This is a genomic window from Pseudomonas sp. Irchel s3f7 (genome assembly GCF_900187615.1).
GTDB lineage: Bacteria > Pseudomonadota > Gammaproteobacteria > Pseudomonadales > Pseudomonadaceae > Aquipseudomonas.
This window is the reverse complement of the sequence record NZ_FYDO01000005.1, coordinates 209,313-234,660: the sequence shown is the minus strand read 5'-3', so window position 1 is coordinate 234,660 and position 25,348 is coordinate 209,313. Positions and strand designations below refer to the sequence as shown.

Annotated in this window: 22 protein-coding genes; 12 read left to right on the top strand and 10 right to left on the bottom strand. The window is 59.5% G+C overall.

Translation table 11 applies throughout. The features are described 5' to 3' along the window. Positions 1–58 precede the first annotated feature (58 nt). A complete protein-coding gene (secA, locus tag CKW19_RS06390; protein WP_095057122.1) occupies positions 59–2,794 on the bottom strand; it encodes a preprotein translocase subunit SecA in 2,736 nt (911 codons plus the stop codon). Positions 2,795–3,101: 307 nt separating this feature from the next. On the opposite strand from secA, the gene CKW19_RS06385 reads away from it, so the two are divergent. Beyond that, positions 3,102–3,557, top strand: coding sequence for a DUF721 domain-containing protein (locus tag CKW19_RS06385; RefSeq protein WP_095057121.1), 456 nt, complete (start codon positions 3,102–3,104; stop codon positions 3,555–3,557). A gap of 80 nt (positions 3,558–3,637) precedes the next feature. On the opposite strand, the gene CKW19_RS06380 is transcribed toward CKW19_RS06385, so the two are convergent. Continuing rightward, on the bottom strand, positions 3,638–5,116 hold the full coding sequence (locus CKW19_RS06380; RefSeq protein WP_095057137.1) for a helicase HerA-like domain-containing protein: 1,479 nt from the start codon (positions 5,114–5,116) through the stop codon (positions 3,638–3,640). 188 nt (positions 5,117–5,304) lie between these two features. On the opposite strand from CKW19_RS06380, the gene CKW19_RS06375 reads away from it, so the two are divergent. From CKW19_RS06375 to CKW19_RS06365, 3 genes are all read left to right on the top strand, one after another. Beyond that, the gene (locus CKW19_RS06375) at positions 5,305–7,194 is read left to right on the top strand and encodes a methyl-accepting chemotaxis protein (RefSeq protein WP_095057120.1); all 1,890 of its coding nucleotides are present in this window, start codon (positions 5,305–5,307) and stop codon (positions 7,192–7,194) included. A gap of 151 nt (positions 7,195–7,345) precedes the next feature. Next, positions 7,346–8,467: a glycosyltransferase family 1 protein gene (locus CKW19_RS06370; protein WP_095057119.1), complete on the top strand. Its 1,122-nt coding sequence runs from the start codon at positions 7,346–7,348 to the stop codon at positions 8,465–8,467. Beyond that, entirely contained in the window at positions 8,460–9,227 is a 768-nt protein-coding gene (locus tag CKW19_RS06365; RefSeq protein ID WP_095057118.1) for a DUF2334 domain-containing protein, read from the top strand. Before CKW19_RS06370 ends, CKW19_RS06365 begins: the two co-directional genes overlap by 8 nt. A gap of 15 nt (positions 9,228–9,242) precedes the next feature. On the opposite strand, the gene CKW19_RS28825 is transcribed toward CKW19_RS06365, so the two are convergent. After that, positions 9,243–9,419, bottom strand: coding sequence for a hypothetical protein (locus CKW19_RS28825; protein ID WP_177408777.1), 177 nt, complete (start codon positions 9,417–9,419; stop codon positions 9,243–9,245). Between the two features lie 86 nt (positions 9,420–9,505). After that, entirely contained in the window at positions 9,506–10,354 is an 849-nt protein-coding gene (purU, locus tag CKW19_RS06360; protein ID WP_095057117.1) for a formyltetrahydrofolate deformylase, read from the bottom strand. 336 nt (positions 10,355–10,690) lie between these two features. Here purU and mvaT point away from each other — a divergent pair, with 336 nt between their 5' ends. Continuing rightward, positions 10,691–11,068: a histone-like nucleoid-structuring protein MvaT gene (mvaT, locus tag CKW19_RS06355; RefSeq protein ID WP_007986150.1), complete on the top strand. Its 378-nt coding sequence runs from the start codon at positions 10,691–10,693 to the stop codon at positions 11,066–11,068. Positions 11,069–11,167: 99 nt separating this feature from the next. Here mvaT and sbcB read toward each other — a convergent pair whose 3' ends face one another. After that, positions 11,168–12,598 carry an exodeoxyribonuclease I gene (gene sbcB / locus CKW19_RS06350; RefSeq protein ID WP_095057116.1) on the bottom strand — a complete coding sequence of 477 codons (1,431 nt, stop codon included), beginning with the start codon at positions 12,596–12,598 and terminating at the stop codon, positions 11,168–11,170. Between the two features lie 186 nt (positions 12,599–12,784). Here sbcB and CKW19_RS06345 point away from each other — a divergent pair, with 186 nt between their 5' ends. Genes CKW19_RS06345 through CKW19_RS06320 form a run of 6 tightly spaced genes read left to right on the top strand, consistent with a single transcriptional unit; the run spans position 12,785 to position 19,498 of the window. Further along, positions 12,785–13,510, top strand: coding sequence for an RDD family protein (locus CKW19_RS06345; RefSeq protein ID WP_095057115.1), 726 nt, complete (start codon positions 12,785–12,787; stop codon positions 13,508–13,510). Then, positions 13,507–14,484, top strand: a complete 978-nt coding sequence (locus tag CKW19_RS06340; protein ID WP_095057114.1) for a stage II sporulation protein M — start codon at positions 13,507–13,509, stop codon at positions 14,482–14,484. Before CKW19_RS06345 ends, CKW19_RS06340 begins: the two co-directional genes overlap by 4 nt. Beyond that, positions 14,471–16,015: a DUF4129 domain-containing protein gene (locus CKW19_RS06335; protein WP_095057113.1), complete on the top strand. Its 1,545-nt coding sequence runs from the start codon at positions 14,471–14,473 to the stop codon at positions 16,013–16,015. The genes CKW19_RS06340 and CKW19_RS06335 overlap by 14 nt, the downstream gene beginning before the upstream one ends. After that, a complete protein-coding gene (locus CKW19_RS06330; RefSeq protein ID WP_095057112.1) occupies positions 16,012–17,175 on the top strand; it encodes a DUF4350 domain-containing protein in 1,164 nt (387 codons plus the stop codon). The genes CKW19_RS06335 and CKW19_RS06330 overlap by 4 nt, the downstream gene beginning before the upstream one ends. After that, positions 17,172–18,173: a MoxR family ATPase gene (locus CKW19_RS06325; protein ID WP_095057111.1), complete on the top strand. Its 1,002-nt coding sequence runs from the start codon at positions 17,172–17,174 to the stop codon at positions 18,171–18,173. Before CKW19_RS06330 ends, CKW19_RS06325 begins: the two co-directional genes overlap by 4 nt. Beyond that, positions 18,170–19,498 carry a DUF58 domain-containing protein gene (locus CKW19_RS06320; protein ID WP_095057110.1) on the top strand — a complete coding sequence of 443 codons (1,329 nt, stop codon included), beginning with the start codon at positions 18,170–18,172 and terminating at the stop codon, positions 19,496–19,498. The genes CKW19_RS06325 and CKW19_RS06320 overlap by 4 nt, the downstream gene beginning before the upstream one ends. Positions 19,499–19,527: 29 nt before the next feature. Here CKW19_RS06320 and CKW19_RS06315 read toward each other — a convergent pair whose 3' ends face one another. After that, positions 19,528–19,887, bottom strand: a complete 360-nt coding sequence (locus CKW19_RS06315) for a PilZ domain-containing protein (protein WP_095057109.1) — start codon at positions 19,885–19,887, stop codon at positions 19,528–19,530. Positions 19,888–20,119: 232 nt separating this feature from the next. After that, complete coding sequence (locus tag CKW19_RS06310) at positions 20,120–20,506, bottom strand: tol-pal system YbgF family protein (protein ID WP_095057108.1); 387 nt, start codon at positions 20,504–20,506, stop codon at positions 20,120–20,122. A gap of 299 nt (positions 20,507–20,805) precedes the next feature. Here CKW19_RS06310 and pyk point away from each other — a divergent pair, with 299 nt between their 5' ends. Continuing rightward, on the top strand, positions 20,806–22,257 hold the full coding sequence (gene pyk / locus CKW19_RS06305) for a pyruvate kinase (RefSeq protein WP_095057107.1): 1,452 nt from the start codon (positions 20,806–20,808) through the stop codon (positions 22,255–22,257). A 180-nt stretch (positions 22,258–22,437) separates the two neighbouring features. Here the strand turns inward: pyk and CKW19_RS06300 are convergent, their stop codons facing one another. From CKW19_RS06300 to CKW19_RS06290, 3 genes are read right to left on the bottom strand one after another with little or no spacing between them, the layout of a single operon-like run. Next, positions 22,438–23,187, bottom strand: a complete 750-nt coding sequence (locus CKW19_RS06300; RefSeq protein WP_095057106.1) for an enoyl-CoA hydratase-related protein — start codon at positions 23,185–23,187, stop codon at positions 22,438–22,440. A gap of 29 nt (positions 23,188–23,216) precedes the next feature. Next, entirely contained in the window at positions 23,217–24,152 is a 936-nt protein-coding gene (locus CKW19_RS06295; RefSeq protein ID WP_095057105.1) for an iron-sulfur-binding ferredoxin reductase, read from the bottom strand. Beyond that, a complete protein-coding gene (locus CKW19_RS06290; protein WP_095057104.1) occupies positions 24,145–25,251 on the bottom strand; it encodes a GGDEF domain-containing protein in 1,107 nt (368 codons plus the stop codon). The genes CKW19_RS06295 and CKW19_RS06290 overlap by 8 nt, the downstream gene beginning before the upstream one ends. Between the last annotated feature and the right edge of the window lie 97 nt (positions 25,252–25,348).

The window sequence follows — 25,348 nt, the reverse complement described above, 5'->3', positions numbered from 1 at the left end:
AACGCCGCGACGGCAGAAGCCGGTCGCGGCGCGGGTATTTCAGCGGTTGAAACGGGTTTTACTGGATCTGCCCGTGGCAATGCTTGAACTTCTTGCCCGAACCGCAGTAGCACAGCTCGTTGCGACCCAGCTTGTGTTCAGCGCGAACCGGAGCGGCGGCCAGGGCCACATCGATCTCTTCGCCCAACACTTCCGGTTGCTCCAGACCTGGGGCTTCTTCATGCAGGAACTGCATGCGGGCCGCCAAAGCTTCGGCTTCCTCGCGCAGGCGCTGTTCTTCTTCGATCGGATCTTCGCGGCGAACCTGAACGTGGGACAGCACACGGATCGAGTCGCGCTTGATCGAATCCAGCAGCTCGGAGAACAGCGTGAACGACTCGCGCTTGTATTCCTGCTTCGGGTTCTTCTGGGCGTAGCCACGCAAGTGGATACCGTGGCGCAGGTGATCCATGGTCGACAGGTGGTCTTTCCACAGGTCGTCCAGCACACGCAGAACGATTTGCTTCTCGAAGGAGCGCAGCGCTTCGGCACCCGCCTGGTCTTCTTTCTCGTTGTACGCTGCAATCAGTTCCTGCATCAGTTTTTCGCGCAGGGTTTCTTCGTACAGGTGATCGTCTTCGTCGAGCCATTGCTGGATCGGCAGCGAAACGCCGAAGTCGCTCTGCAACGCGGCTTCCAGACCGACCACATCCCACTGCTCAGGCAGCGATTGCGGAGGAATGTGCGCGCTGACGGTGGCGTTGAGCACGTCCTGACGGAAGTCGGCGATGGTTTCACCGATGTTGTCGGCGGCCAGCAACGTGTTACGCATGTGATAGATCACTTTACGCTGTTCGTTGTTGACGTCGTCAAACTCGAGCAGTTGCTTACGAATGTCGAAGTTGCGACCTTCAACCTTGCGCTGAGCCTTTTCGATGGCGTTGGTCACCATGCGGTGCTCGATCGCTTCGCCAGGCTGCATGCCCAGGGCTTTCATGAAGTTCTTCACCCGGTCAGAGGCAAAGATGCGCATCAGGCTGTCTTCCAGGGACAGGTAGAAGCGGCTGGAACCGGCGTCGCCCTGACGACCGGCACGACCACGCAGCTGGTTGTCGATACGGCGTGATTCGTGACGCTCGGAGGCAATCACCTGCAAACCACCCGATTCGAGCACTTGCTGGTGACGCTTCTGCCAGTCGGCCTTGATCTGGGCAATCTGCTCAGGGGTCGGATCTTCCAGCGAAGCGACTTCCACTTCCCAGTTACCGCCCAACAGGATGTCGGTACCACGACCGGCCATGTTGGTGGCGATGGTCAGTGCGCCTGGGCGACCGGCCTGGGCGATGATTTCGGCTTCTTTTTCGTGGAACTTGGCGTTCAGAACCTTGTGTTCGATGCCTTCCTTCACGAGCAGGCTGGACATGTGCTCGGAGGTTTCGATGGTCGCAGTACCCACCAGCACCGGACGGCCAGCGGCCATGCTTTCCTTGATGTCCGCCACGATTGCCGCGTATTTCTCGTCGGCGGTCAGGAATACCAGGTCGTTGTAGTCCTTACGGGCCAACGGCTTGTTCGGCGGGATGACCATGACCTGCAGGCCATAGATCTGGTGGAACTCGAACGCTTCGGTGTCGGCCGTACCGGTCATGCCGGACAGTTTGTTGTACAGACGGAAGTAGTTCTGGAACGTGGTTGAAGCCAGGGTCTGGCTCTCGGCCTGGATGTTCAGGTTTTCCTTGGCTTCGATGGCCTGGTGCAGGCCCTCGGACAAACGACGGCCCGGCATGGTACGACCGGTGTGTTCGTCGACCAGGACAACCTGACCGTCCTGCACGATGTATTCGACGTTGCGATGGAACAGCTTGTGCGCACGCAGACCGGCGTAGACGTGAGTCAGCAGGCTCAGGTTGTGCGCCGAGTACAGGCTCTCGCCTTCAGCCAGCAGGCCGATGCGGGTCAATGTTTCTTCGACGAACTGGTGACCGGCTTCGTTGAGCTCGACCTGACGGGTCTTCTCGTCAACGGTGTAGTGGCCGGCTTTGGTGACTTCGCCTTCGACTTCCTCGACGTGCAGTTCCAGCTGCGGGATCAGTTTGTTGATCTCGATGTACAGCTTGGAGCTGTCCTCGGCCTGACCGGAGATGATCAGCGGAGTACGGGCTTCGTCGATGAGGATGGAGTCGACTTCGTCGATCACGGCAAAATTGAGTTCGCGCTGGAATTTTTCTTCCATGCTGAACGCCATGTTGTCGCGCAGGTAATCGAAACCGAATTCGTTGTTGGTGCCGTAGGTGATGTCGGAGGCGTAGGCGGCGCGTTTCTCTTCCGGCGGCTGGAACGGCGTGACCACGCCGACCGTCAGGCCGAGGAATTCGTACAACGGACGCATCCAGTTGGCGTCACGACGGGCCAGGTAGTCGTTCACCGTCACTACGTGCACGCCCTTGCCGGACAGCGCGTTGAGGTAAACGCCCAGTGTTGCCACCAGGGTCTTGCCTTCACCGGTACGCATTTCCGCGATCATGCCTTCATGCAAGGTCATGCCGCCGATCAGCTGGACGTCGAAGTGACGCATGCCCATGACACGCTTACCGGCTTCACGGGCAACCGCAAAGGCTTCTGGCAGCAGTTTGTCGAGGGTTTCCCCTTTGGCGATGCGGGCCTTGAACTCGTCTGTCTTGGCACGCAATTGATCGTCCGAAAGGGCCACCATTTGCTCTTCGAAGGCATTGACGAGTTGCACCGTCTTGAGCATGCGTTTGACTTCACGCTCGTTCTTGCTTCCAAAAAGTTTCTTTAACAAAGGCGCAAACATATCGGCAGGATCTTCCACACTAAAGGGATGGAGGGCGGCCCCGTGAGTCGCCCGTGCAGCCCTCATGGCCGCATGCGAACGAGCATTCTACCCGGAAACGGTGGTGAGGAAAGTGGCGTTATTCCACGATGCTGGCACTGCGCTTTGACGGGGCTCACTTAAAATAAGGGCGTTTTGCTTAATTTCAACCCGTTCAAGGAACAAGTTAGTCGTTGATTTAATGGGTAAAGCGTACACAAAAGCAATGGGCGAGTTCATCCGGCGCTTTCTGCTACCATGACGTCTCTGTTACCTCAGGTGTCTGATCATGGCATTTCGCCCACTTACGGCCAAAGTACCTGCCGTTCTACTACGCGAAGCCAAACCGCTGAAAGCCATTCTTGGCCACGCTCAGCGCCTGGGCCATCTCCAGCGTCTGCTCGAAAGCCAATTGCAACCCGCCGCTCGCGAGCATTGCCATGTGGCTTCGTGGCGCGAAGGCAGTTTGTTGCTGATTGTCACCGATGGGCATTGGGCGACTCGCTTGCGCTACCAGCAAAAACGCCTGCAACGGCAATTGCAGATGTTCGATGAGTTCGCCAATCTGACCCGGATTCTGTTCAAAGTTCAGCCGCCGACCGTTCAACAAGGTGCGACCGGGCATACCATGGATTTGTCCAACGACGCGGCAGCGACCATTCAGGCCACGGCCGATGGCATCAGCGATCCGAATTTGCGGGCGGCGCTGGAGCGATTGGCGGCGCACGCCAAATCCAAAGATTAAAGACAAGATCAAAAAATCGCAGCCTTCGGCAGCTCCTGCATTGGGATTGCGAGTACCCCGAAGGCTGCGATCTTTTGCGTTCAGCGGCGTTTTTTGCTGCCCAGCAACGAGCCCATCAAACCCCGCACCAACTGTCGGCCAATCTGGTTCGCGGCCTGTTGCATCGCCGATTTCAACGCCTTCCCTGCCGCCGTGCCGAGAAACTCTCCGGCCTGTTCGGTGAAACTCGGTTCCTGCTTGCCCTGCTCCGCTTCGGGCTCAGGTGCCAGTCCCTTGCGTCCCACCAGCACTTCGTAGGCTGATTCGCGATCGATCGGTTTGTCATAACGCCCTTTGAACGGTGAGCCGGCGATCAACATCGTGCGCTCGGTTTCGGTCAATGGCCCGATCCGCGATTGCGGTGGCGCCACCAGCACCCGCTGGACCATTTCCGGCGTACCTTTCTCTTGAAGCGTGCCGACCAGCGCCTCGCCGATGCCCAGCTCGGTCAGCACCGACAAGGTATCGAACGCCGGGTTCGGCCGGAAACCCTCGGCGACCGCCCGCAGGGATTTCTGCTCCTTGGCGGTGAAGGCGCGCAAACCGTGTTGCACACGCAAGCCCAGCTGCGCCAGCACGTCGTCCGGCAAATCCCCCGGAGACTGAGTGACGAAGTACACGCCCACGCCTTTCGAACGAATCAGTCGTACAACCTGCTCCAGGCGATCGCGCAATGCCTGCGGAGTGCCGTTGAACAACAAGTGCGCTTCGTCGAAAAACAGCGCCAGCAGCGGTTTGTCGGCATCGCCGCGCTCGGGCAGTTGTTCGAACAGTTCGGCCAACAGCCACAACAGGAATGTCGCGTAGACCTTCGGCGCTTCATGCACCAGGCGGCTGGCATCGAGCAAGTGAATGCGCCCGCGCCCATCAGCGCCCGGTTGCAGAATGTCCTCCAGTTGCAGCGCCGGTTCACCGAACAACGCTTCGGCGCCCTGTTGCTCAAGGGTGGCCAGCCGGCGTAACAGCGCCTGACTGGAGCCCGTGGTCATCAGTGCCGCGTCATCCCCCAGCAGTGCCGGGTTGTCCTTGAGGTGGTTAAGCAACGCCTTCAGATCTTTCAGATCCAGCAGCAACAGGCCTTCGCGGTCCGCCACCTTGAACGCGGCATACAGCGCAGACTGCTGACTGTCGGTCAGCTCCAGCAGACTTCCCAAGAGCAACGGCCCCATTTCACTCAAGGTAGTGCGCAATGGATGACCGGACTGACCATGAATGTCCCACAAGGTCACCGGATACGCCTGAGGCTTGTGGTTCAGCCAGGGCATCCCGGCAATCCGCTCGGCGATCTTGCCCTGGGGGTTGCCGGCGGCGCCCAAACCGCACAGGTCACCCTTGATGTCGGCGGCGAACACGGCCACACCGGCATCGCTGAAGGCTTCGGCCATGCGCTGCAAGGTCACGGTTTTACCGGTACCGGTTGCGCCCGCGATCAATCCGTGGCGGTTTGCCAGTCGAAAGGCCTGGGCGATCGGTTGCCCCGTGAGATCGGCGCCGATTACGAGTTGCAATGAGTCAGGCATTTGGTCACCCATGGTTAATCTTTAGTCCTACACGGCCGATAGAGATTACGACAAAGCAATCAGACACGATCTGATCGGAAATTTCCCAAAGGAGAGGCGGAAATATCAGTTGCTTTCAACTTTGCCCACAGTGCGTCCCTTTATAAAAGCACGCGTTGGACATTAAGACCTTAGCGGAAACCCAAGCCATGAATAAAAATCTGCGTTTCAGCCATAAAATCCTGCTTGCCGCCGCGCTCGTTGTTATTGCCGCTTTCGCCTCGTTCACGCTGTACAACGACTATTTGCAGCGCAACGCGATTCGCGAAGACCTGGACAACTACCTCAACGAAATGGGCGACGTCACCGCCAACAATATTCAGACCTGGCTGGCCGGTCGTATTTTGCTGATCGAAAACCTTTCGCAAAATATTGCCATCAATCCGGAACAATCCAACGTCGCCAACCTGCTTGAGCAGAAAGCCCTGACGTCGACTTTCATGGCGTCCTACCTGGGCGACGCCACCGGGCACTTCACTATTCGTCCTGATGCAAAGATGCCTGACGGTTTCGACCCGCGCGTTCGTCCCTGGTACAAAGGTGCCGAAAACAGCAGCACGCCAACCCTGACCGAACCGTACATCGATGCAGCGACCGGCCAGTTGATCATCTCCATGGCCGCTGCCTCGAAGAAGTCCGGACAAAGCGTTGGTGTGGTGGGTGGCGACCTGAGCCTGCAAACGCTGATCGACACCCTCAGCGCCCGCGACTTCGATGGCATGGGTTACGCATTTCTGATCAGCGCCGATGGCAAGATCCTGGTTCACCCGGACAAAACCCTGGTGATGAAGTCCCTGAGCGAGGCGTTTCCAAAAGACACTCCGCGTATCGGCAGCGGCTTCAGTGAAGTCGATGTCGACGGCAAGACCCGCATCGTCTCCTTCACCCCGATCAAGGGCCTGCCTTCGGTCAACTGGTACATCGGTCTGTCGGTCGACAAGGAAAAAGCCTTCTCGATGCTCAGCGAATTCCGCACCTCAGCGGTGGTTGCGACGGTGATTGCCGTGGCGATCATCATCGCTCTGCTGAGCATGTTGATCCGCATCCTGATCCAGCCGCTGCACGTCATGACCCGCGCCATGGCCGACATCGCCGACGGCGAAGGCGACCTGACCAAGCGCCTGACCATTCAGAACAACGACGAATTCGGCACCCTCGGCACTGCGTTCAACCGTTTCGTGGAACGTATTCACGGCTCGATCCGCGAAGTGTCTTCCGCTACCGGCCAGGTCAACGAAGTGGCGTTGCGTGTGGTCGCCGCTTCCAATTCCTCGATGTTCAATTCTGACCAGCAAGCTTCGCGCACCAGCAGCGTGGCCGCCGCCATCAACCAGCTCGGCGCCGCCGCCCAGGAAATCGCCCGCAACGCCGCGCAGGCCTCGACCCAGGCCAGCGACGCCCGCAGCCTCGCCGAAGACGGCCAGCAAGTGGTCGATCGCAGCATTGCCGCGATGAATCAACTGTCGAGCATGCTCAGCGCGTCGAGCAGCAACATCGAATCGCTGAACAGCAAAACCGTGAATATCGGGCAGATTCTCGAGGTCATCACCAGCATTTCCCAGCAAACCAACCTGTTGGCGCTCAACGCCGCGATTGAAGCCGCGCGCGCCGGTGAAGCCGGGCGTGGTTTTGCCGTCGTGGCTGACGAAGTTCGCAATCTGGCGCACCGCACCCAGGAATCGGCGCAACAGGTGCAAGCCATGATCGAGGAGCTGCAAGTCGGGGCCCGGGAATCGGTCAGCACCATGAGCGACAGTCAGCGCCACAGCCAGGACAGTGTGGAAATCGCCAATCTGGCGGGTGAGCGCCTCAACAGCGTGACACTGCGTATCGGTGAAATCGACGGCATGAACCAGTCGGTGGCCACCGCGACCGAGGAACAGACCGCCGTGGTGGAGTCGATCAACGTCGACATCACCGAGATCAATACCCTGAACCAGGAAGGCGTGGAAAACCTGCAATCGACGTTGCGTGCGTGTTCGGATCTTGAACAGCAGGCAGCGCGCCTGAAGCAATTGGTAGGTAGTTTCCGTATCTAGCGTCTGATCTGGCCCCATCGCGAGCAAGCTCGCTCCTACAGGGATCTCCATCGCACAGGAGATCTACTGTAGGAGCGCCCCCCTCCCGCCAACTCCCAACCGAACAACTATCCTTCATAAAGGTCAACCAAGGGAGTACAGGACCGGAGGGATGTTCATCGTGCATATCGCTGACATAACCATGTTCTACGCCCCTGCCAGCGGTGGCGTTCGCACTTATCTGGATGCCAAGCATCGTCGCCTGGGCATCAAGCCGGGCATTCGCCACAGTTTGCTGATCCCCGGATCCTCCTTCAGCGAACACGACGGCATCTTCAAGGTTCCTGCTCCCGCCCTGCCCTTCGGCAAGGGTTATCGATTCCCTCTTCGTCTCGCACCTTGGCGCAATGTCCTACAGGATTTACAGCCCGATCTGATCGAAGTCGGCGACCCCTACCTCACGGCCTGGGCGGCGCTGGATGCCCGGCGTCAACTCGATGTACCTGTCATCGGTTTCTATCATTCCGACCTGCCGCTGCTGGTCAGCAACCGCATGGGCAACTGGGTGACCAACAATGTCGAGGCTTATGTCAGCAAACTCTACGGCAACTTCGACCGGGTCCTGGCGCCGAGCCGGGTCATGGCCAACAAACTGACCGGTCTGGGGGTCAGGAATGTTTTTGTACAGCCTCTGGGCGTCGATCTGCAGACGTTCAATCCGGGTGCCAGAGATCCTGGGTTGCGGGCTGCATTGGGGATCGATGAAAACACCCATCTGCTGATTTTTGCCGGTCGTGGCTCCAAGGAAAAGAATCTGCCGGTGCTGCTCGACTGCATGAAACGCCTGGGCCGGCGCTTTCACCTGCTGTTGGTCGGCTCGTCGATGCCCGGCGCAGTGCCGCCCAACGTCACCGTGATCGATCAGTTCTGCTGCGCCGCGCAAGTCGCCCGCCTGATGGCCAGTGCCGATGCGTTGCTGCACGCCGGTGACCAGGAAACCTTCGGTCTGGTGATCCTCGAAGCGATGGCGTGCGGTATTCCGGTAGTGGCGGTAGCGGCCGGTGCCTTTGAGGAGCTTGTTACCGAGGAAGGTGGCTTGCTGTGCGCGCCGAACAATCCCCTGGCGATGGCCAACGCCGTTCGGGAGCTGTTCAATTCGGACAGCGTCGCGCTGGGCAGACTGGCGCGAAAACACGTCGAACGGTTTTACGCCTGGGATTCGGTGGTCAACAGCCTGTTGGGGCACTACCACGCCGTGCTCGGTGCTCAATGGCCGCAGACGGCCAATGGTTGAGTCCATGAGCGGCTCAGGTTTGCTATTGGTGTTGCATGACGTCGCCCCGCCAACCTGGGCGGACTATCAACCCTTCGTCGAAGCCGTCGATGCGTTGGGTGGTGTGCCAATGACCTGGCTGGTGGTGCCGAACTTTCACAAGCACAACGATCTCGACGCCCACCCGGACTTTCGCCGTTTTCTCAGTGCCAGGGTCGCCTGCGGGGATGAATTGGTACTGCACGGTTACTTCCATTGCGATGACGGGCCGAGGGCAAGCACTCCCCGGGACTGGTTCATGCGCCGGATCTATACCCACGAAGGCGAGTTTTATCAGCTGTCCCGCGAAGCCGCCCTCGCCCGCCTGCACTCGGGCATCGACTTGTTCCGCCGCAATGACTGGCCGTTGCAGGGTTTCGTCGCCCCGGCCTGGCTGATGAGCGATGGCACCCGGCAGGCCTTGCGCCAATTGCCCTTGAGCTACACCAGTGGTCCGCAGCATCTTTACCGCCTGCCGGACTTCACCGCCATCGATGCCCCAGGACTGGTCTGGAGCGCCCGAAGTGCCTGGCGGCGCGGCGTTTCCAAACTCGTCAGCGACCTGTGCGAACAACGCTGGCGACAGGCCCCGGTGATTCGCCTTGGCGTGCACCCGGTGGACATGCGCCATGACTTCTCGCGGCGTTACTGGCTGAACACCCTTGAACGCCTGCTTGGGCAGGGGCGCTTGCCGATGACCAAGAGCCATTGGTTGACGCTGCAACTCGACCGCATCGGTTGAAAACGTTGATGAGTCTCAGGCAGGCTTGGATTTATCGGCGTTAGGCTTGTACAGCTCTTCCCACAACTGCGCGGCGTCAGGAAAGTCCGTTCCGGTTTCAGGGCCCATGTCATCCGGGTCATAGCGACTCAAACAGCCCTCACCCAAGGTGGCAGGTGCCTGTGAAGTGGCTTTATCCAGTGGATCGGCCATGGTCAAGTCCTCAGTGCAGAAACGGCGAAGGGCCTGAAGCGATTGAACGCCCAGGCCCTTCGAATATCAACCGTGTCGTGCGGCTATCAGAACACCACGGTTTTATTGCCATGCACCAGCACCCGGTCTTCCAGGTGATAACGCAGGCCGCGGGCCAGCACCATCTTCTCGACGTCACGACCGAAACGCACCATGTCTTCAATGCTGTCGCTGTGGCTGACGCGTACCACGTCCTGCTCAATGATCGGGCCGGCATCCAGCTCTTCGGTCACATAATGGCAGGTCGCGCCGATCAGCTTCACACCACGCATCGATGCCTGGTGGTACGGCTTGGCGCCAACGAACGACGGCAGGAAGCTGTGGTGAATGTTGATGACTTTGTGTGCGTACTCGCGGCACAACTCCGGCGGCAGAATCTGCATGTAACGGGCAAGTACCACGACTTCGGCATCGTGCTGTTTGACCAGGCGCGATACTTCGGCGAATGCCGGTTGTTTGTCCTGCGGATTGACCGGGACGTGGTAGTACGGAATACCGTGCCACTCCACCATGCTGCGCAAGTCATCATGGTTGGAAATCACACAGGAAATTTCGCAGTCCAGTTCATCGCTGTGCCAGCGGTGCAGCAAGTCCGCCAGGCAGTGCGACTCGCGGCTGGCCATCAGGACTACGCGCTTTTTCTGCTCGGTATCCGTGATGCGCCAGTCCATCGAGAACTCTTCGGCGATCGGGGCAAAGGCTTCGCGCAACGCGTCGATACCAAAGGGCAGCGAGTCGGCACGAATTTCGTGACGCATGAAGAACCAGCCACTGAGATTGTCCGAGTGATGGCTCGCTTCAGTGATCCAGCCGTTGTGTGATGCCAGAAAGTTACTGACTTTGGCAACGATGCCGACACGGTCCGGGCAAGAAATCACCAGGCGAAAAGTGCGCATGAGGGGGAAACTCCAGAACTTCGCAAAGGCCGCCATTCTAACGATTGCGCAGCAAAACTGCAGTATCGATGACGCCTGCCCTGCCAGAAGGCAGGTGCAATGGGGTGAGCATCACCCTGGCTCAAACACGCAGGCGCTCTTGTGACATCTCTCAATTGTTATTTTTTGTATTTTTGTGTGAGGGCTGGATGACACTATTAATTGCATTAGCCGTGTGCAAAAAATCCCTACAACTAAAGTAAATAAACTTGGTTTAAATGTTTACTTGATGAAACACCCTGACTATTATTGCCGCACTGTCACCCTGCCATCCAGCGTACACATAAGGTAGTCACCATGTCCTTGATCAACGAATATCGCGCCACCGAAGAAGCTATCAAAGAGCTGCAAGCCCGTTTGAAGAATCTGTCCCAAGACGACAAACTGCAAACCGAGCTGGAATTCGAAGGCAAACTGCGCACCCTGATGGGCGAATACTCCAAGTCCCTGCGTGACATCATCGCGCTGTTGGATCCAGAGTCCAAAACCAAAGCACCACGTGGCGCTGCCGTCAAAACGACTGGCACCAAGCGTGCTCGCAAAGTTAAACAATACAAAAACCCGCACAACGGCGAAGTCATCGAAACCAAAGGTGGCAACCACAAAACTCTGAAAGAGTGGAAAGCCAAGTGGGGCGGTGACGTGGTTGAAGGCTGGGCTACCCTGCTGGGCTAAGCCACAGAGCTTGTCGCAGATGGATCCGTGACAAAAAAGAACGCCAGCTAATGCTGGCGTTTTTTTATGGGCAAAACTCAACACCTGACATGTTCGATTTCAAAGATTCAAACGTTTGCGTAATGCCTGAACATAATCCTGCCACTCATTCAATACCTTCTGCTGAAGCGGCAGAGCAGTAACACTCAACTGGGCCGCTGCCTCTACAAAACTTTCCAGGGTATTTGGCGCCCCCCACTCCGGGTCTGACAAACGTTTCTGACAGAACATTCGCCAACGCTCTTGCTCTTCGATACTCAGCGTGTCGGGAAAGTTACGGGCGCGATATCGAAACAATAATTCCGGCAAACGTTCATCATCGAAAGGCCACGGTTCTTGCGCTAATTGTGCTGGGTCGACGCTTCTGACTTGCTCGCACAGACGCCGATCCCGATCACCAATAAAGCCATCGTATAACTGTTGCTCCGGATCCTGACTCTGGGCGAAATCTTCCTTGGCATAAGTCGCCAGCACTTTATCCCGCCAAACTTCCTGCGCGTCACTTAGCCGCAGTGCGCGCTGCTGATAAAGCGGCATGTCCAGCCCCAGACGTTGCTGATCTTCAGGACGAAGTACCGCCAACGGTGCAACCACCGGGCATTTGTTGATGTGGATAAGTTTGAGCGGTACCGGCAATTCACCCTCGGCCAGGTCATCACGCCGTGTATACAAACGTTGACGCAAGGCCTCGGCATCCAGATCGAGCAAGCCTTGAGGATCAAGGTGCAGGTCGCAGACGATCAGGGCGTTCTTGTTACGAGGATGCCAGGCCAAAGGCAATACGACGCCCACGTAATTGCGCGCCGCCGAAAATCGCCCGGAGACATGCACCATCGGTTGCAGCAGGCGAATCTGGTCCATGACTTTCTGTTTGCTGCGCAACTGAAACAACCAGTCATACAACTTGGGCTGTTTTTCCCGGATCAGGCGCGCCAGGGCAATCGTCGCGCGAACGTCCGACAGCGCTTCGTGGGCATGGCCATGATCAATGCCGTTGGCAGCGGTCAGGCGTTCAAGCTTGAGCGTTATCCGCCCCTCGTCATCCGTCGGCCAGACGATGCCATCCGGACGCAGGGCGTAAGCGGCACGAACGACGTCGATCAGGTCCCAGCGGCTGTTGCCGCCCTGCCACTCACGGGCGTAGGGGTCGAAGAAGTTTCGGTACAGGCTGTAGCGGGTCATCTCGTCGTCGAAACGCAAGGTGTTGTAACCCGCCCCGCAGGTGCCCGGCGCCGCGAGCTGGGCATGAACACGCGTCATGAAATCGGCTTCGCTCAAACCGTGCTCGGCCAGTTGTGTCGGAGTAATTCCGGTGATTGCACAAGCGGCCGGGTGCGGCAGGATGTCTTCACTGGGTTGGCAATAGAGGTTGACCGGTTCGTCTATTTCATTGAGATCGAAATCGGTACGCAGCCCGGCCATCTGCAACGGGCGGTCGCAGCGGGGATTGATGCCAGTGGTTTCGTAGTCGTACCAGAAGATGGAGGTCACAGGCGATTCCTGAACTGAAGATCGGCGAAGTCTAGGCGTTCATGTCCCGCCCCGGCCAGTAGTCTTGTCATTCAAGCAGAGGGGGCCGCTTGATGTGCAATACATAGTTATGTCTTTTTTCCCGGCGAGACTGCTAGCATCGGATAGACATCGAATCCCGATCCAGGCCACATCATCAGGATGCCCATGCTCGAGACCACAGCACTGCCAAGGAATGCGACGCTGTCACCGCCACTGGATACGCGGCACCAGGTCGAAACGCCCGAGGGCATCGACTTGCCACTGCGCCCGGCCGGGCTGATGGTGCGTGCCCTCGCATTCGCCATCGATCTTGGCTTGCGCGGTTTGATTATGGGCCTGCTGTTCATCGTCCTGGCGATGCTCGGCAAACTGGGGGCAGGCCTGAGTTCGATCCTGCTGTTCGTCGTCAGCTGGTGGTACATGGTGCTGTTCGAAGTGCTCAATCAGGGCCGCTCGCCAGGCAAGCAATGGATGGGATTGCGCGTTGTACAGGACGATGGCACGCCCATAGGCTGGTCCGCTTCGCTGCTGCGCAACCTGTTGCGGTTTATCGACCTGCTGCCATTCGGTTACTTCCTCGGCGCCATCAGTTGCCTGCAACACCCCAACTTCAAGCGCCTCGGCGACATTGCCGCCGGCACACTGGTGATTTACCGCGACCGGCCACTCACCCGCCCCGAGCTGCCCGAGGCCCTGCCCAGTCGACCGCCATTCGCCCTGACACTCGCCGAACAGCGCGCCATTCTCGGGTTTGCCGAACGCCAGGGGGAACTCTCTCGAGCGCGAGCCCATGAACTGGCATCCATCCTCGCCCAACCTTTGCAGATTCCCGCCCCACGAGCGGTGGAAGCGCTCAACGGCATCGCCCGCGGCTTGTTGGGGCCAGCATGAAGCAACGTCTATTCGAGAACCGGCACAAAGCCGAATGGGCGCAGTTTTCCCTTCATCTGGAACGCCTGGAACAGGACCGCAAAACCCAGGACCTCGACAGTTTCCCGAGTGACTACCGACGCCTTTGCAATCACTTGGCGATCGCCAGGGAACGTGGCTATAGCAGTTTTCTGGTGGATTCGTTACAGCAACAGGTGCTGCGCGGCCATCAACAACTGTATCGCCATCGCAGCCAGTTGGGCGCCAATGTTGTGGCATTCATCCTCGCAGACTTCCCGCGACTGGTGCGTGAACAGTGGCGCTTCGTACTGGCTGCCAGCCTGATGTTTTTCGGCAGCCTGTTCGGGTTCGCGCTGCTGGTATACGGGTTTCCAGAGCTGATCTATAACCTGATCCCCGCCCCGCAAGTCAGCGAAATGCAAAGCATGTACGACCCCGGCGCTGGTCACCTCGGGCGCACGGCGGACCGTGCCTCCAGTGAAAACTGGATGATGTTCGGCTACTACATCATGCACAACATCGGCATCGCTTTTCAGACCTTCGCCAGCGGACTGCTGCTGGGGCTGGGCAGTGTGTTTTACCTGATCTTCAACGGCTTGATGATCGGCGCAGTCGCCGGACACCTGACTTATATTGGTTACGGGCAAACCTTTTGGCCATTCGTGATCGGTCACGGCGCTTTTGAACTCACCGCCATCGCCCTGGCCGGTGCCGCAGGCCTGCAACTGGGTTGGGCACTGATCGCACCGGGGCGCCTTCCTCGTGCGCAGGCCTTGCAGCTGGCGGCGCGCAAAAGCGTCCTGCTGATTTGCGGGGTCATGCTGTTTTTGCTGATTGCCGCATTCATCGAGGCCTATTGGTCATCAATGACCAGCCCTACGGCCATGACCAAGTATCTGGTCGGTGCCGCGCTGTGGTTGCTGGTGCTGACCTACCTGCTGTTTGCCGGACGCCAACGTCATGCGCCTGAGTGACGCCACCGTGGTCATCCGCCCCCGAACCACCTGGGAAGCCATGGACCTCGGCGTCCTCCTGAGCCAGCGTCACCGGCGCTTGTTGATGACCAGTTGGGCAATCGTGACCTTGCCGGTTTTCGCGCTGCTGAGCTGGGGGCTGTGGGATTCCCCGACCCTTGCCGTCTTCATGTTCTGGTGGCTGAAACCGGCATTCGAACGCCTGCCGCTGTACATCCTGTCCAGCGCCATGTTCGGCGAAACACCCACGCTGAAACAAGCGTTGCTCCAATGGCCGCGGTTGCTCAGGCCACAATTGATCGCCAGTTTGACCTGGCGCCGTTTGAGCCTGACCCGCAGCTTTGTGATGCCGGTGTTGCAACTTGAAGGTCTGGACGGGAAGCTGCGCCAACAACGATTACAAGTGCTGTTGCAGAGCGACGCCGGTGCCGCGCGATGGCTGACGATCATCGGTGCCCATCTGGAAGGCGCCTTATGGATCGGCTTGATGGTGCTGTTTTATCTGCTCCTGCCACAACAGGTCGCGATTGACTGGAGCTGGCAGTCGCTGATCGGCGCGATGACCCGGGACTGGCGTTGGCTGGAACACCTGACCAACGTTTTCTACGTGGGGGTGCTGATCGTCTGGGAACCGGTTTATGTCGCCTGCGGCTTCAGCCTGTACCTGAACCGACGCACCGTGCTCGAAGCCTGGGATATCGAACTGGTGTTCCGTCGCCTGCGCCAACGTGTCGTCAGTGCAAGTGGCGTGTTGTTACTGGCGGTGTTCCTGCTGCTGCCGACAGCGCAGACGGTGTGGGCCGCCGAACCGGACGCTTCCCCCAACAGCCCGCGCTTGCTGGATCAGCCCCTCACCAGCCAGGCGTCCAGGGACAGTATCAAGGCCCTGCTCGATCAACCGCCCTTCAAGAACAAGGAAGCGGTGACACGCTACCGATTTGGCGAGGGCAAACCGGACGTCAAAACCCCGGACGACGACAAAACACCGGCATGGCTGAAGGCCCTGTTCAGACTGTTTGACGGCCAGCGTTTCGGTTCGGTGGCGGCGGTCATTGAAGTCGTCCTGTGGGGAGTGGTCATCAGCGGCCTCGTTGTGTTGATCTGGCACTATCGCGACTGGCTGCAAGCGTTCGTCAGCCGCCGTCCGACGCGGAAACAAAAGCTCCCCCGACCTTTGCCGCAGCAGGCGTTCGGTCTGGACCTCAAACCCGAATCCTTGCCCGACGATGTTGCCGCCAGTGCCGAACACCTCTGGCAATCCAATCCACGCGAGGCCCTCGGGTTGCTTTACCGCGCCTTGCTCAGTCGCTTGCTGCATGATTTCAACATGACGCTGAAAGCCGCCGACACCGAAGGTCAGGTGCTCAAACGCGTTGAACAGCTGCAACAACCGGCCCTGCTGACCTTCAGCCAAACCCTGACCGGGCACTGGCAAAACATGGCCTACGGTCATCGCCTGCCACCGGCCCAAGCGCAACAGGAACTGTGTGAAGCCTGGCGCGGCTTGTTCGGACCGAGAGCCGCCCATTGAACCGGCGCGGGTGGCTGGCGATCGGTGCGATCAGCCTCGCTCTGGTCGGAGCGTTGGCTGCTTATCTGTACTTCAAGGCCATGCCCTATCAGATAGAAATCGATCACGGCCCGTCCCCCGAAGCTCAAGCCAATCCTTACCTGGCAGCAGAACACTTCCTGCGCAAGCAGGGCCTGACCGTCAATCACGCCAATGGCCTCGACTTCCTGCCGACCCTGGAGCCGCATCAGCACAGCCTGCTGGTGCTCGGGGAGCGCGACAACATGACACCACGTCAGATTGATCAACTGATGAACTGGGCCCAGGCCGGTGGCCGACTGTTGTTCGTCGCCCAATCGCTATGGGATGAGAAGCTGCAACAGAGCGATGACCTGCTGCTCGACCGGGTTCAAGTGCACCAGTCGCTGAGCAAAGACCTCAAAGACCCGCCGCCCGATCTCGACAAAGAGCCTTACCCCTTTCTGACCAAACTTTACCTGGAAGACGAAGACGCACCGGCCTACGCCGGTTTCGACACCGCGTTCCATCTTGAAGACCCGAACAACCTCGCCCAGTCCTGGGCCAACAGTGGCAAAGCCACGCACATGATGCAGCTCGATCACGGGCTCGGTTCAGTCATCGTGGTCACCGACGCCGACCTGTGGAAAACTCCGGCCATCGACCGATACGACAACGCCTGGCTGCTTTGGTACCTGACCGCAGACACACACGTGACGCTGGTGTTCAACACCGATCACGACAGCCTGCCCCTCTTGCTGATGCGCTACTTCCCGCAGGCGCTGGTGGCATTGCTCGCGCTGGTCGGTCTGGGTTTCTGGCACTTCGGTGTGCGTCAGGGGCCACTGCTGGAACCGGCACCGAAGGCACGTCGGCAACTTCAGGAACACCTGCGCGCCAGTGCCGATTTCATCCTGCGCCGCAACGGACAGGCCAGCCTGATGCAGGCTTTGCAAAAAGACATCCTGCGCCGCGTGCGCCGTCGCCACCCAGGTTTTGAACAACTCGGCGTTGCCGAGCAATGGCGGGTGCTTGCACGCCTGACCGGCCAACCCACACACGCTATCAGCCAGGCCATGACCCCGAGCCCGAAACAACGACTTTCCAGCGTTGAATTCAGCCGCCAGGTCGCCCACCTGCAAACCTTGAGGAACGCCTTATGAGTGAAGCGATCGAGCCCAATCTACCGAGCCATGCCGCTCAACAACGCCAGCGCGCCAGCCAGTTGGCCCAGGCGTTGCGCCAGGAATTGCAAAAAGCCCTGATCGGTCAGGACACGGTGATCGACGACGTCCTCACCGCGCTGATTGCTGGCGGCCACGTGTTGCTTGAAGGTGTGCCCGGGCTAGGCAAGACCTTGTTGGTACGCGCCCTCGCCCGCTGCTTCGGCGGTGAATTCGCGCGCATCCAGTTCACCCCGGACCTGATGCCCAGCGACGTCACCGGTCATGCGGTGTACGACTTGCAGACCGAGCAGTTCAAGCTGCGCAAAGGCCCGATTTTCACCAACCTGCTGCTGGCCGACGAAATCAACCGCGCCCCGGCGAAAACCCAGGCCGCGCTGCTCGAAGCCATGCAGGAACGCCAGGTCACCCTCGAAGGTCGCGCCCTGCCCATCGCGCAACCGTTCATGGTGCTCGCCACGCAAAACCCGATCGAACAGGAAGGCACTTATCCACTCCCGGAAGCCGAACTGGACCGCTTCATGCTCAAGGTGCGCATGGACTACCCCGACGCCGAACAAGAGCTGAACATGGTGCGCCAGGTCAGCCGTTCGACCCGGGCCGACATGCTCGATGTGCAACCGTTGCGCACGCTGCTGCAAGCCAAGGATGTGCTGGCCCTGCAACGCATCGCCAGCGATTTGCCGCTGGACGATCAGGTATTGGATTACGCCGTGCGCCTGGCCCGTTCCACCCGCAGTTGGCCAGGCTTGATCCTCGGCGCCGGACCGCGCGCCTCCATCGCTTTGGTGCGTTGCGCCCGGGCGCGGGCGTTGCTGCGCGGTGGCGATTTCGTGATTCCGGATGACATCAAGGGCTGCGCCCTCGCCGTGTTACGCCATCGCGTTCGCGTTGCACCGGAGCTGGATATCGAAGGGCTGGACGTCGACCAGGTGCTCCAGCAATTGCTTGATCAAGTGCCGGCGCCGCGCCAGTGAAACCCTCACGGCTGATGCTGAGCTGGCTGGTGATCCTGCTCGCCTGTGGCATTGTGCTGGGCACCTTGCGGGCACTGGAATTCGCGGTGTCGCCGAACCTCAGTGCGATCAACTGGGGGTTGTTGCTGGCGTTGCTGGCCCTGGCCATTCTCGACGCGGTGCGTTTGAAGCGCCTGCCCTCACCCCGACTGAAACGCCAACTGCCCGGCAGCCTCGCGCTGGGTCGCTGGAGCGATGTCCACCTGACGCTCGAGCATGATTATTCACGACCACTGAACGTACAGATTTTTGATCATGTGCCCCAGGGCCTGAACTTCGAAAACCTGCCCTTGAAAGTCGAACTGCAACCCGGCCAGCACAGCAACATGGCTTATCGGCTACGACCGCTCAAGCGCGGTCACTTTGGTTTTGAGCGGTGCGAAATCAACCTGCCAAGCCCCTTGGGGTTGTGGACCGACAAACGCTTGCTCGACGCGCCGGACCACACCCGCGTCTACCCCGACTTTGCCCGCCTTTATGGCGGTCAACTGCTGGCTGTGGATAACTGGCTCAGCCAGCTCGGCGTGCGCCAAAAACAACGTCGCGGCCTGGGCCTGGAGTTCCATCAACTCAGGGAATTCCGTGAAGGCGACAGCCTGCGCCAGATCGACTGGAAAGCCACCGCCCGCCAACGCACGCCGATTGCCCGGGAGTATCAGGACGAGCGTGATCAGCAGATTGTCTTCATGCTCGACTGCGGCCGGCACATGCGCAGTCAGGACGGAGAACTGGCGCATTTTGACCATGCACTCAATGCCTGTTTACTACTGAGTTACGTGGCGCTGCGCCAAGGCGATGCGGTGGGCTTGAGCACCTTTGCCAGCGAGCGACCGCATTACCTCGCACCGGTCAAAGGCGTTGCGCAGCTCAACGTCCTGCTCAACAGCGTCTACGACCTCGACAGCACCCAGCGCCCCGCGGATTACCAGGCTGCCGCCAATCAATTGCTGACCCGACAAAAACGCCGGGCACTGGTGATGCTGGTCACCAATCTGCGAGACGAAGACGACGAGCAACTGCTGGTCGCCGTCAAACGCCTGAGCCAACAGCATCAGGTAGTGGTGGCCAGCCTGCGGGAAGATTTGCTCGACAGTCTGAGACATCGGCCGGTGCAGACCTTGTCCGAGGCACTGGATTACTGCGGCACGGTGGATTACCTGAATGCGCGTGCAGAACTCCATGAGCGGTTGCGTGCCCATGGCGTATGGGTACTGGAAGCGCGACCTGCTGAGCTGGGTGCGGATTTGGTGACTCAGTACCTGGCCTGGAAGAAGGCCGGAAGCTGACGATGCCCCCGGCGCAGGCTCGGTTGATATCAGGCCGAAGCTGGCAACGACTGAAAACTGAAATACTGCTTCAACGCCTCGACCAGTTGCCCATATTCCGGCGGCGCCCGTTGCAGGCAAAATCCGGCGTCATAGTGGTGAGGTGTTGCGTCTTCATGGCACCACAGGCAACACGCCCGCAGGTCGATAACTTGCGGGCTGCCCTCACTGACGGGGATCTTGAGGCGCAAAATGAATTCGGCGCCGATCATCATCGGCAGCTGACTGATCAACATCAACCCGTCTTCGGACACATTGCCCAGATAGCCAATGGGCTTGTCCGTGTGGCTGTTGAAGACTCTCAAAAAGTACGGCAGTTGGTGCCGCTCGATTCGGCGGTCGGTAAACATGTGGACATTCACTATGCCAGGCTCTTAAGCAGAGCCGCACTACTGCTTCGGAACGGGACTGCCTTAAATAAGTGCCCGCTCTCCCCGCTCCCGGTGCGCCAGTTCTCGGAGTGCTGTGTCTTGCCAATGCCGGTTGCAGGTGTTGCCCCGGATTGGAGACCAGGCTCCAAACCGGTTTATTCGACTATAGCTCACCACCGCCGGTGAGCCAGTCATTGAATGACAGCCGCCATCAGAACTGCGTCGGGCGTACCGCCGCTGCCGCACTGCGCAACGGGTAGTGCCCCAGGCTTTGCAGGGTTTCCAGACGGGCGCGGGCGCGGTAGGCGTATTCGCTCTGGGGATACGAGGCGATGATGAACTGATACGTCTGCGCCGCATCGACGAACATCTTCTGCCGTTCCAGGCACAGGCCGCGCATCATCGATGCTTCGGGCCACACATAAGGTCGCGCCCGGCTTTCGCGCTCGACCTTGGACAGTTCAAGCATGACTTGCTCGCAATTGCCCCGGTCATAGGCTTTGTAGGCATTGTTCAAGTGATGGTTCATCGACCAACGGGTGCAGCCCGTGACGCTGAGGACGCTGATGGCAAGGGCGGCAATGAGCACGAATCGCATGGGGGATCTCCTGTCTTGAACGCTGTATCGACCCGCGGACGAAAATCTTCAACCCTCAGACACCACAGACCACTGTAGGAGCAAGCTTGCTCGCGATGGAGGTTAACGATAATGCGTATTTACTGAAGAAACGCATCGCACTTGAGTTCATCGCGAGCAGGCTCGCGCCTACAGAGATCGGGGCAACATCTGGTTTTTCATTAAAACCAAACTCTTCCTGAAAAGTAGTGCACACGAACAATGACTACACATTCGGAGCATAGTAGCCTCACTCAGCGCTTGAACTCAGGAGTCTTTGCATGTCCGTCCGTCGTACCAAAATCGTCGCTACCCTTGGCCCGGCCAGTAACTCGCCGGAAGTTCTCGAACAGCTGATTCTGGCTGGCCTGGACGTCGCCCGCCTGAACTTTTCCCACGGCACCCCGGACGAGCACAAGGCTCGCGCCAAGCTGGTGCGTGACCTCGCGGCCAAGCACGGTCGCTTCGTCGCCCTGCTGGGTGACCTGCAAGGCCCGAAAATCCGTATCGCCAAATTTGCCAACAAGAAGATCGAGCTGAAGATCGGTGATCAATTCACCTTCTCCACCAGCCATCCTCTGACCGAAGGCAACCAGCAAGTGGTCGGTATCGACTACCCGGACCTGGTAAAGGACTGCGGCGTCGGCGACGAGCTGCTGCTCGACGACGGTCGCGTGGTCATGCGCGTCGACACCGCTACCGCCACCGAACTGCATTGCACCGTGACCATCGGCGGCCCGCTGTCGGACCATAAAGGCATCAACCGTCGCGGTGGCGGCCTGACCGCACCAGCCCTGACTGAAAAAGACAAGGCCGACATCAAGCTCGCGGCGGAAATGGAAGTCGACTACCTCGCGGTCTCTTTCCCGCGTGACGCTGCCGACATGGAATACGCCCGCCAACTGCGCGACGAGGCCGGCGGCACCGCTTGGCTGGTGGCGAAGATCGAACGTGCCGAAGCCGTGGCCGATGACGAAACCCTCGACGGTCTGATCAAGGCGTCCGACGCGGTGATGGTTGCCCGTGGTGACCTGGGCGTGGAAATCGGTGACGCCGAGCTGGTGGGCATTCAGAAGAAAATCATTCTGCACGCACGCCGCCACAACAAGGCTGTGATCGTTGCGACCCAGATGATGGAGTCGATGATCCAGAACCCGATGCCGACCCGCGCCGAAGTGTCCGACGTGGCCAACGCCGTGCTCGACTACACCGACGCCGTGATGCTCTCGGCCGAAAGTGCTGCCGGTCTGTACCCGCTGGAAGCCGTTCAGGCCATGGCGCGTATCTGCGTCGGTGCCGAAAAGCACCCGACCAGCAAGACCTCCAGCCACCGCATCGGCAAAGAGTTCGAGCGTTGCGATGAAAGCATTGCGCTGGCGACCATGTACACCGCCAACCACTTCCCGGGCGTGAAAGCGATCATCGCACTGACTGAAAGCGGTTACACCCCGCTGATCATGTCGCGTATCCGTTCCTCGGTGCCGATCTACGCGTTCACCCCGCACCGCGAAGCCCAGGCCCGCGCGGCGATGTTCCGTGGCGTGTACACCATCCCGTTCGACCCGGCTTCGCTGGCACCGAACGAAGTCAGCCAGAAGGCGATCGACGAGCTGGTCAAGCGCGGCGTCGTGGAGAAAGGCGACTGGGTCATCCTGACCAAGGGCGACAGCTACCACGCCACCGGCGGCACCAACGGCATGAAGATCCTGCACGTTGGCGACCCGATGGTCTGATTGACCGGTCGCTGAAAAACAAAAGCCCCGCCATGTGAATGGCGGGGCTTTTTGCATTCTGATCCTGAAGGTGAGTCTTCTGATCTGGCCTCATCGCTGGCAAGCCAGCTCCTACAGGGATCGTATGAACACCGCAAATCAACTGTAGGAGCTGGCTTGCCAGCGATGAAGGCTACCAACTCAATGCCGCTTGATAAACCCGGTCAGCGCCGCCAATGCTTCCGGCGATCGCAGCCGCTGGGTAAACAACGCGCCCTCCTCCTCGATCACTCTGCGCAGCAGTTCCCGATCCGGCGCTTTCATCAATTGCTTGCTGATGCGTACCGCTTCCGGTGGCAGCGATTCGAATCGCAAGGCCATCTCCCGCGCCCTGGCCAAGGCTTCTTCGCCACTGCCCAGCGCTTCGGACGCAATGCCCCACGCCGCAGCTTGTTCACCATTAAAGCCTTCTCCCAGCAACAACAGTTCCGCCGCTTTGGCCTGCCCAAGCAGCCGCGGCAGGATCAGGCTGGAACCGAACTCCGGGCATAAACCGAGATTGACGAACGGCATGCGCAAGCGTGCATCGCGGCTGACGTAAACCAGATCGCAGTGCAGCAACATCGTCGTACCAATGCCCACTGCCGCACCGGCCACGGCGGCGATCACCGGTTTGCGGCATTCGAGCAGGTTGAGCATGAAGTGGAACACCGGGCTGTCGAGGTTGCTCGGCGGTTGCTGAATAAAGTCAGCGATGTCGTTGCCGGCAGTGAAGCACTCGGCGGAACCGGTGATCAGCACCGCGTTGATGGCAGGATCGCTGTCGGCCTGTTTCAGCGCTTCGGCCAATTGGCTGTACATGGCGCGGGTCAGGGCGTTTTTCTTGTCGGGGCGATTCAGGCGCAGGGTCAGCAGGCCGCGTTCGCGTTCAACTTGGATGGCATCGGTCATGGCAGGTCTCGCGTCTGAGAAGTCAGCGCTCAACCACGGGGCAGGAAGACATCGGCCAGCAGTTGATTGCGCGGCAATCCCGCCAGGTAAAGGCGCCGGGCAAAGGCGTCGACGCTGTCGGGGCCTCCGCAGAGTAAGGCCAGGGTTTGCCGTGAAACAAGCCGCAGTTGCGCCAAAGCCGCTGGCAACTCGGCCGGCGTCCACAGCTCGACACTCAGGTTCGGGCGGCTGGCCGCCATGGCTTGCAGGGGTTTGGCCAGGTAATGCTCAGCAGCATCATGGGCCAGGTGAATAACGCGGATTGGCCCTTCGTGATTGTGGCGCAGGGCTTCGCGCAAAACACCGAACAACGGCCCCAACCCCGTGCCTGCCGCCATCAGCCACAGCGGCCGAGTGTGCCAGTCAGGGTCATAATGCAAGGCGCCACCGCGCAGCTCGCCGAGGCGGATCGGATCGCCGATTTTGAATTGGCGGGCCGCATCACTGAATTGCCCCGGAAGACGGCAATCGAGATGAAACTCCAGAAAACGTTCGTCTTGCGGCAAGCTCGCCAGCGAGTACGGGCGCGCAACATGACCGGCCCACAACACCAGATGCTGTCCAGCGCTGTAGCGCAACGGCCGTTGCGGGATCACACGCAAGCGCAGCACCGTGGCGCTCAACCAGTCGACGGCTGAAATCTCGGCCGGGCGACCATCAACCACCGGATCAAAGGCATGCACCTGCAAGTCTTCGCTCACCTGGCACTGGCACGCCAGGCGCCAGCCTTGCTCACGCTGCTGCGCACTCAAGGCATCAGGGCGACTGTCGCTCGGCAACCCTTGCACGCACTGCACCAGGCACGCATGGCAACTGCCGGCGCGACAGCTATAAGGTACCGCCACACCGTTCTGATTCAGCGCATCGAGCAGATTGCTGCCCGCCGCCACCGACCATTGGCGATCACCGACCCGTAGCTCAGGCATCGGCATTCTCCCACGCCGCCGCGCAACGATTGCGACCGTCACGCTTGGCGCGATAGAGCGCCTGATCGGCCCGTTGCAAGGCATCGTCGAGGTCATCGCCGAGTTCCAGCAGGGTCATGCCGGCCGACAGGCTGAGATTGCGCACATTCAGGCCCACCATCTCGACATCGGTGAAGGCGATACGCAGCCGTTCGCAACAAGCCGTCAACCGCTCGGCATCACAATCGGGCAGCAGCACCACGAACTCTTCACCGCCGTAGCGGGCCAGCACGTCGCCGTCGCGCAGGCAGGCCGTGGCCACGCTGGCAAAAGCCTGCAACACCTGATCGCCGGCCGCATGGCCGTGTACATCATTGATGCGTTTGAAGTGATCGAGATCGATCAGCGCCAGGCCATGCACGACACCGGCGTCCATGGCGTTCAACTCGCGGGACGCCAGGCGCAGGAAATGTCGACGATTGAACAGACCGGTCAGTTCGTCGGTGGCCACCAGATCCTCGAGCTGACGCATCATGCCGCGCAGGGTGTCCTGGTGCGCCTGCAAGGCAAATCGCCGTTGGCGCATCAGTTGTCGCGAGGCCTGAACATAGCGGGCGTACAGCACCAGCCACAACAGCACGATCAACAACACGCACACCTGCAACACCGCCATGGCCGGATCCTGCAACTGGAAGTGATACCCCTCCCAGAGCGTAATCGCGCAAAAGCTGAAGAACACCAGCAACGCACAACGCACAAACGCGCGCCGCGACAGATGGAACAGACCGAAGAGCAGGATCAGGACATAAAACACCAGGAACGCGCCCCGGGCTTCATCCAGATGGGCGATCAGCCAGGTTTGCCAGCCCAGCCCCAGCAACACTTGTGCTTCGGTGAGGCTCGGATCGCTGAAACGCTGGTTCCATCCGCAATAAAACATCGCGAACAGCGTGGCCTGGCTGATGACCACCAGCGAGCTGCCGACGGCCACAGCGAGCAGTGACTCCTCATAATGACCGGTGAAATACGCCAGCCACAGCAACAGCAATGCCAAGGCATAAGTGCCGGCCGCGAGGGCAAAACGTTTGAGTAACAGTCGCTGGATGGCGTTATGGGTCAATCGTTGACTCACCAAATAAATGGAGGCTGACGGAGCGTCCTACTCTACAGACCAGGTGTCACTTTAGTGTCGTAGCCGTTAAATGACCATTCATTTC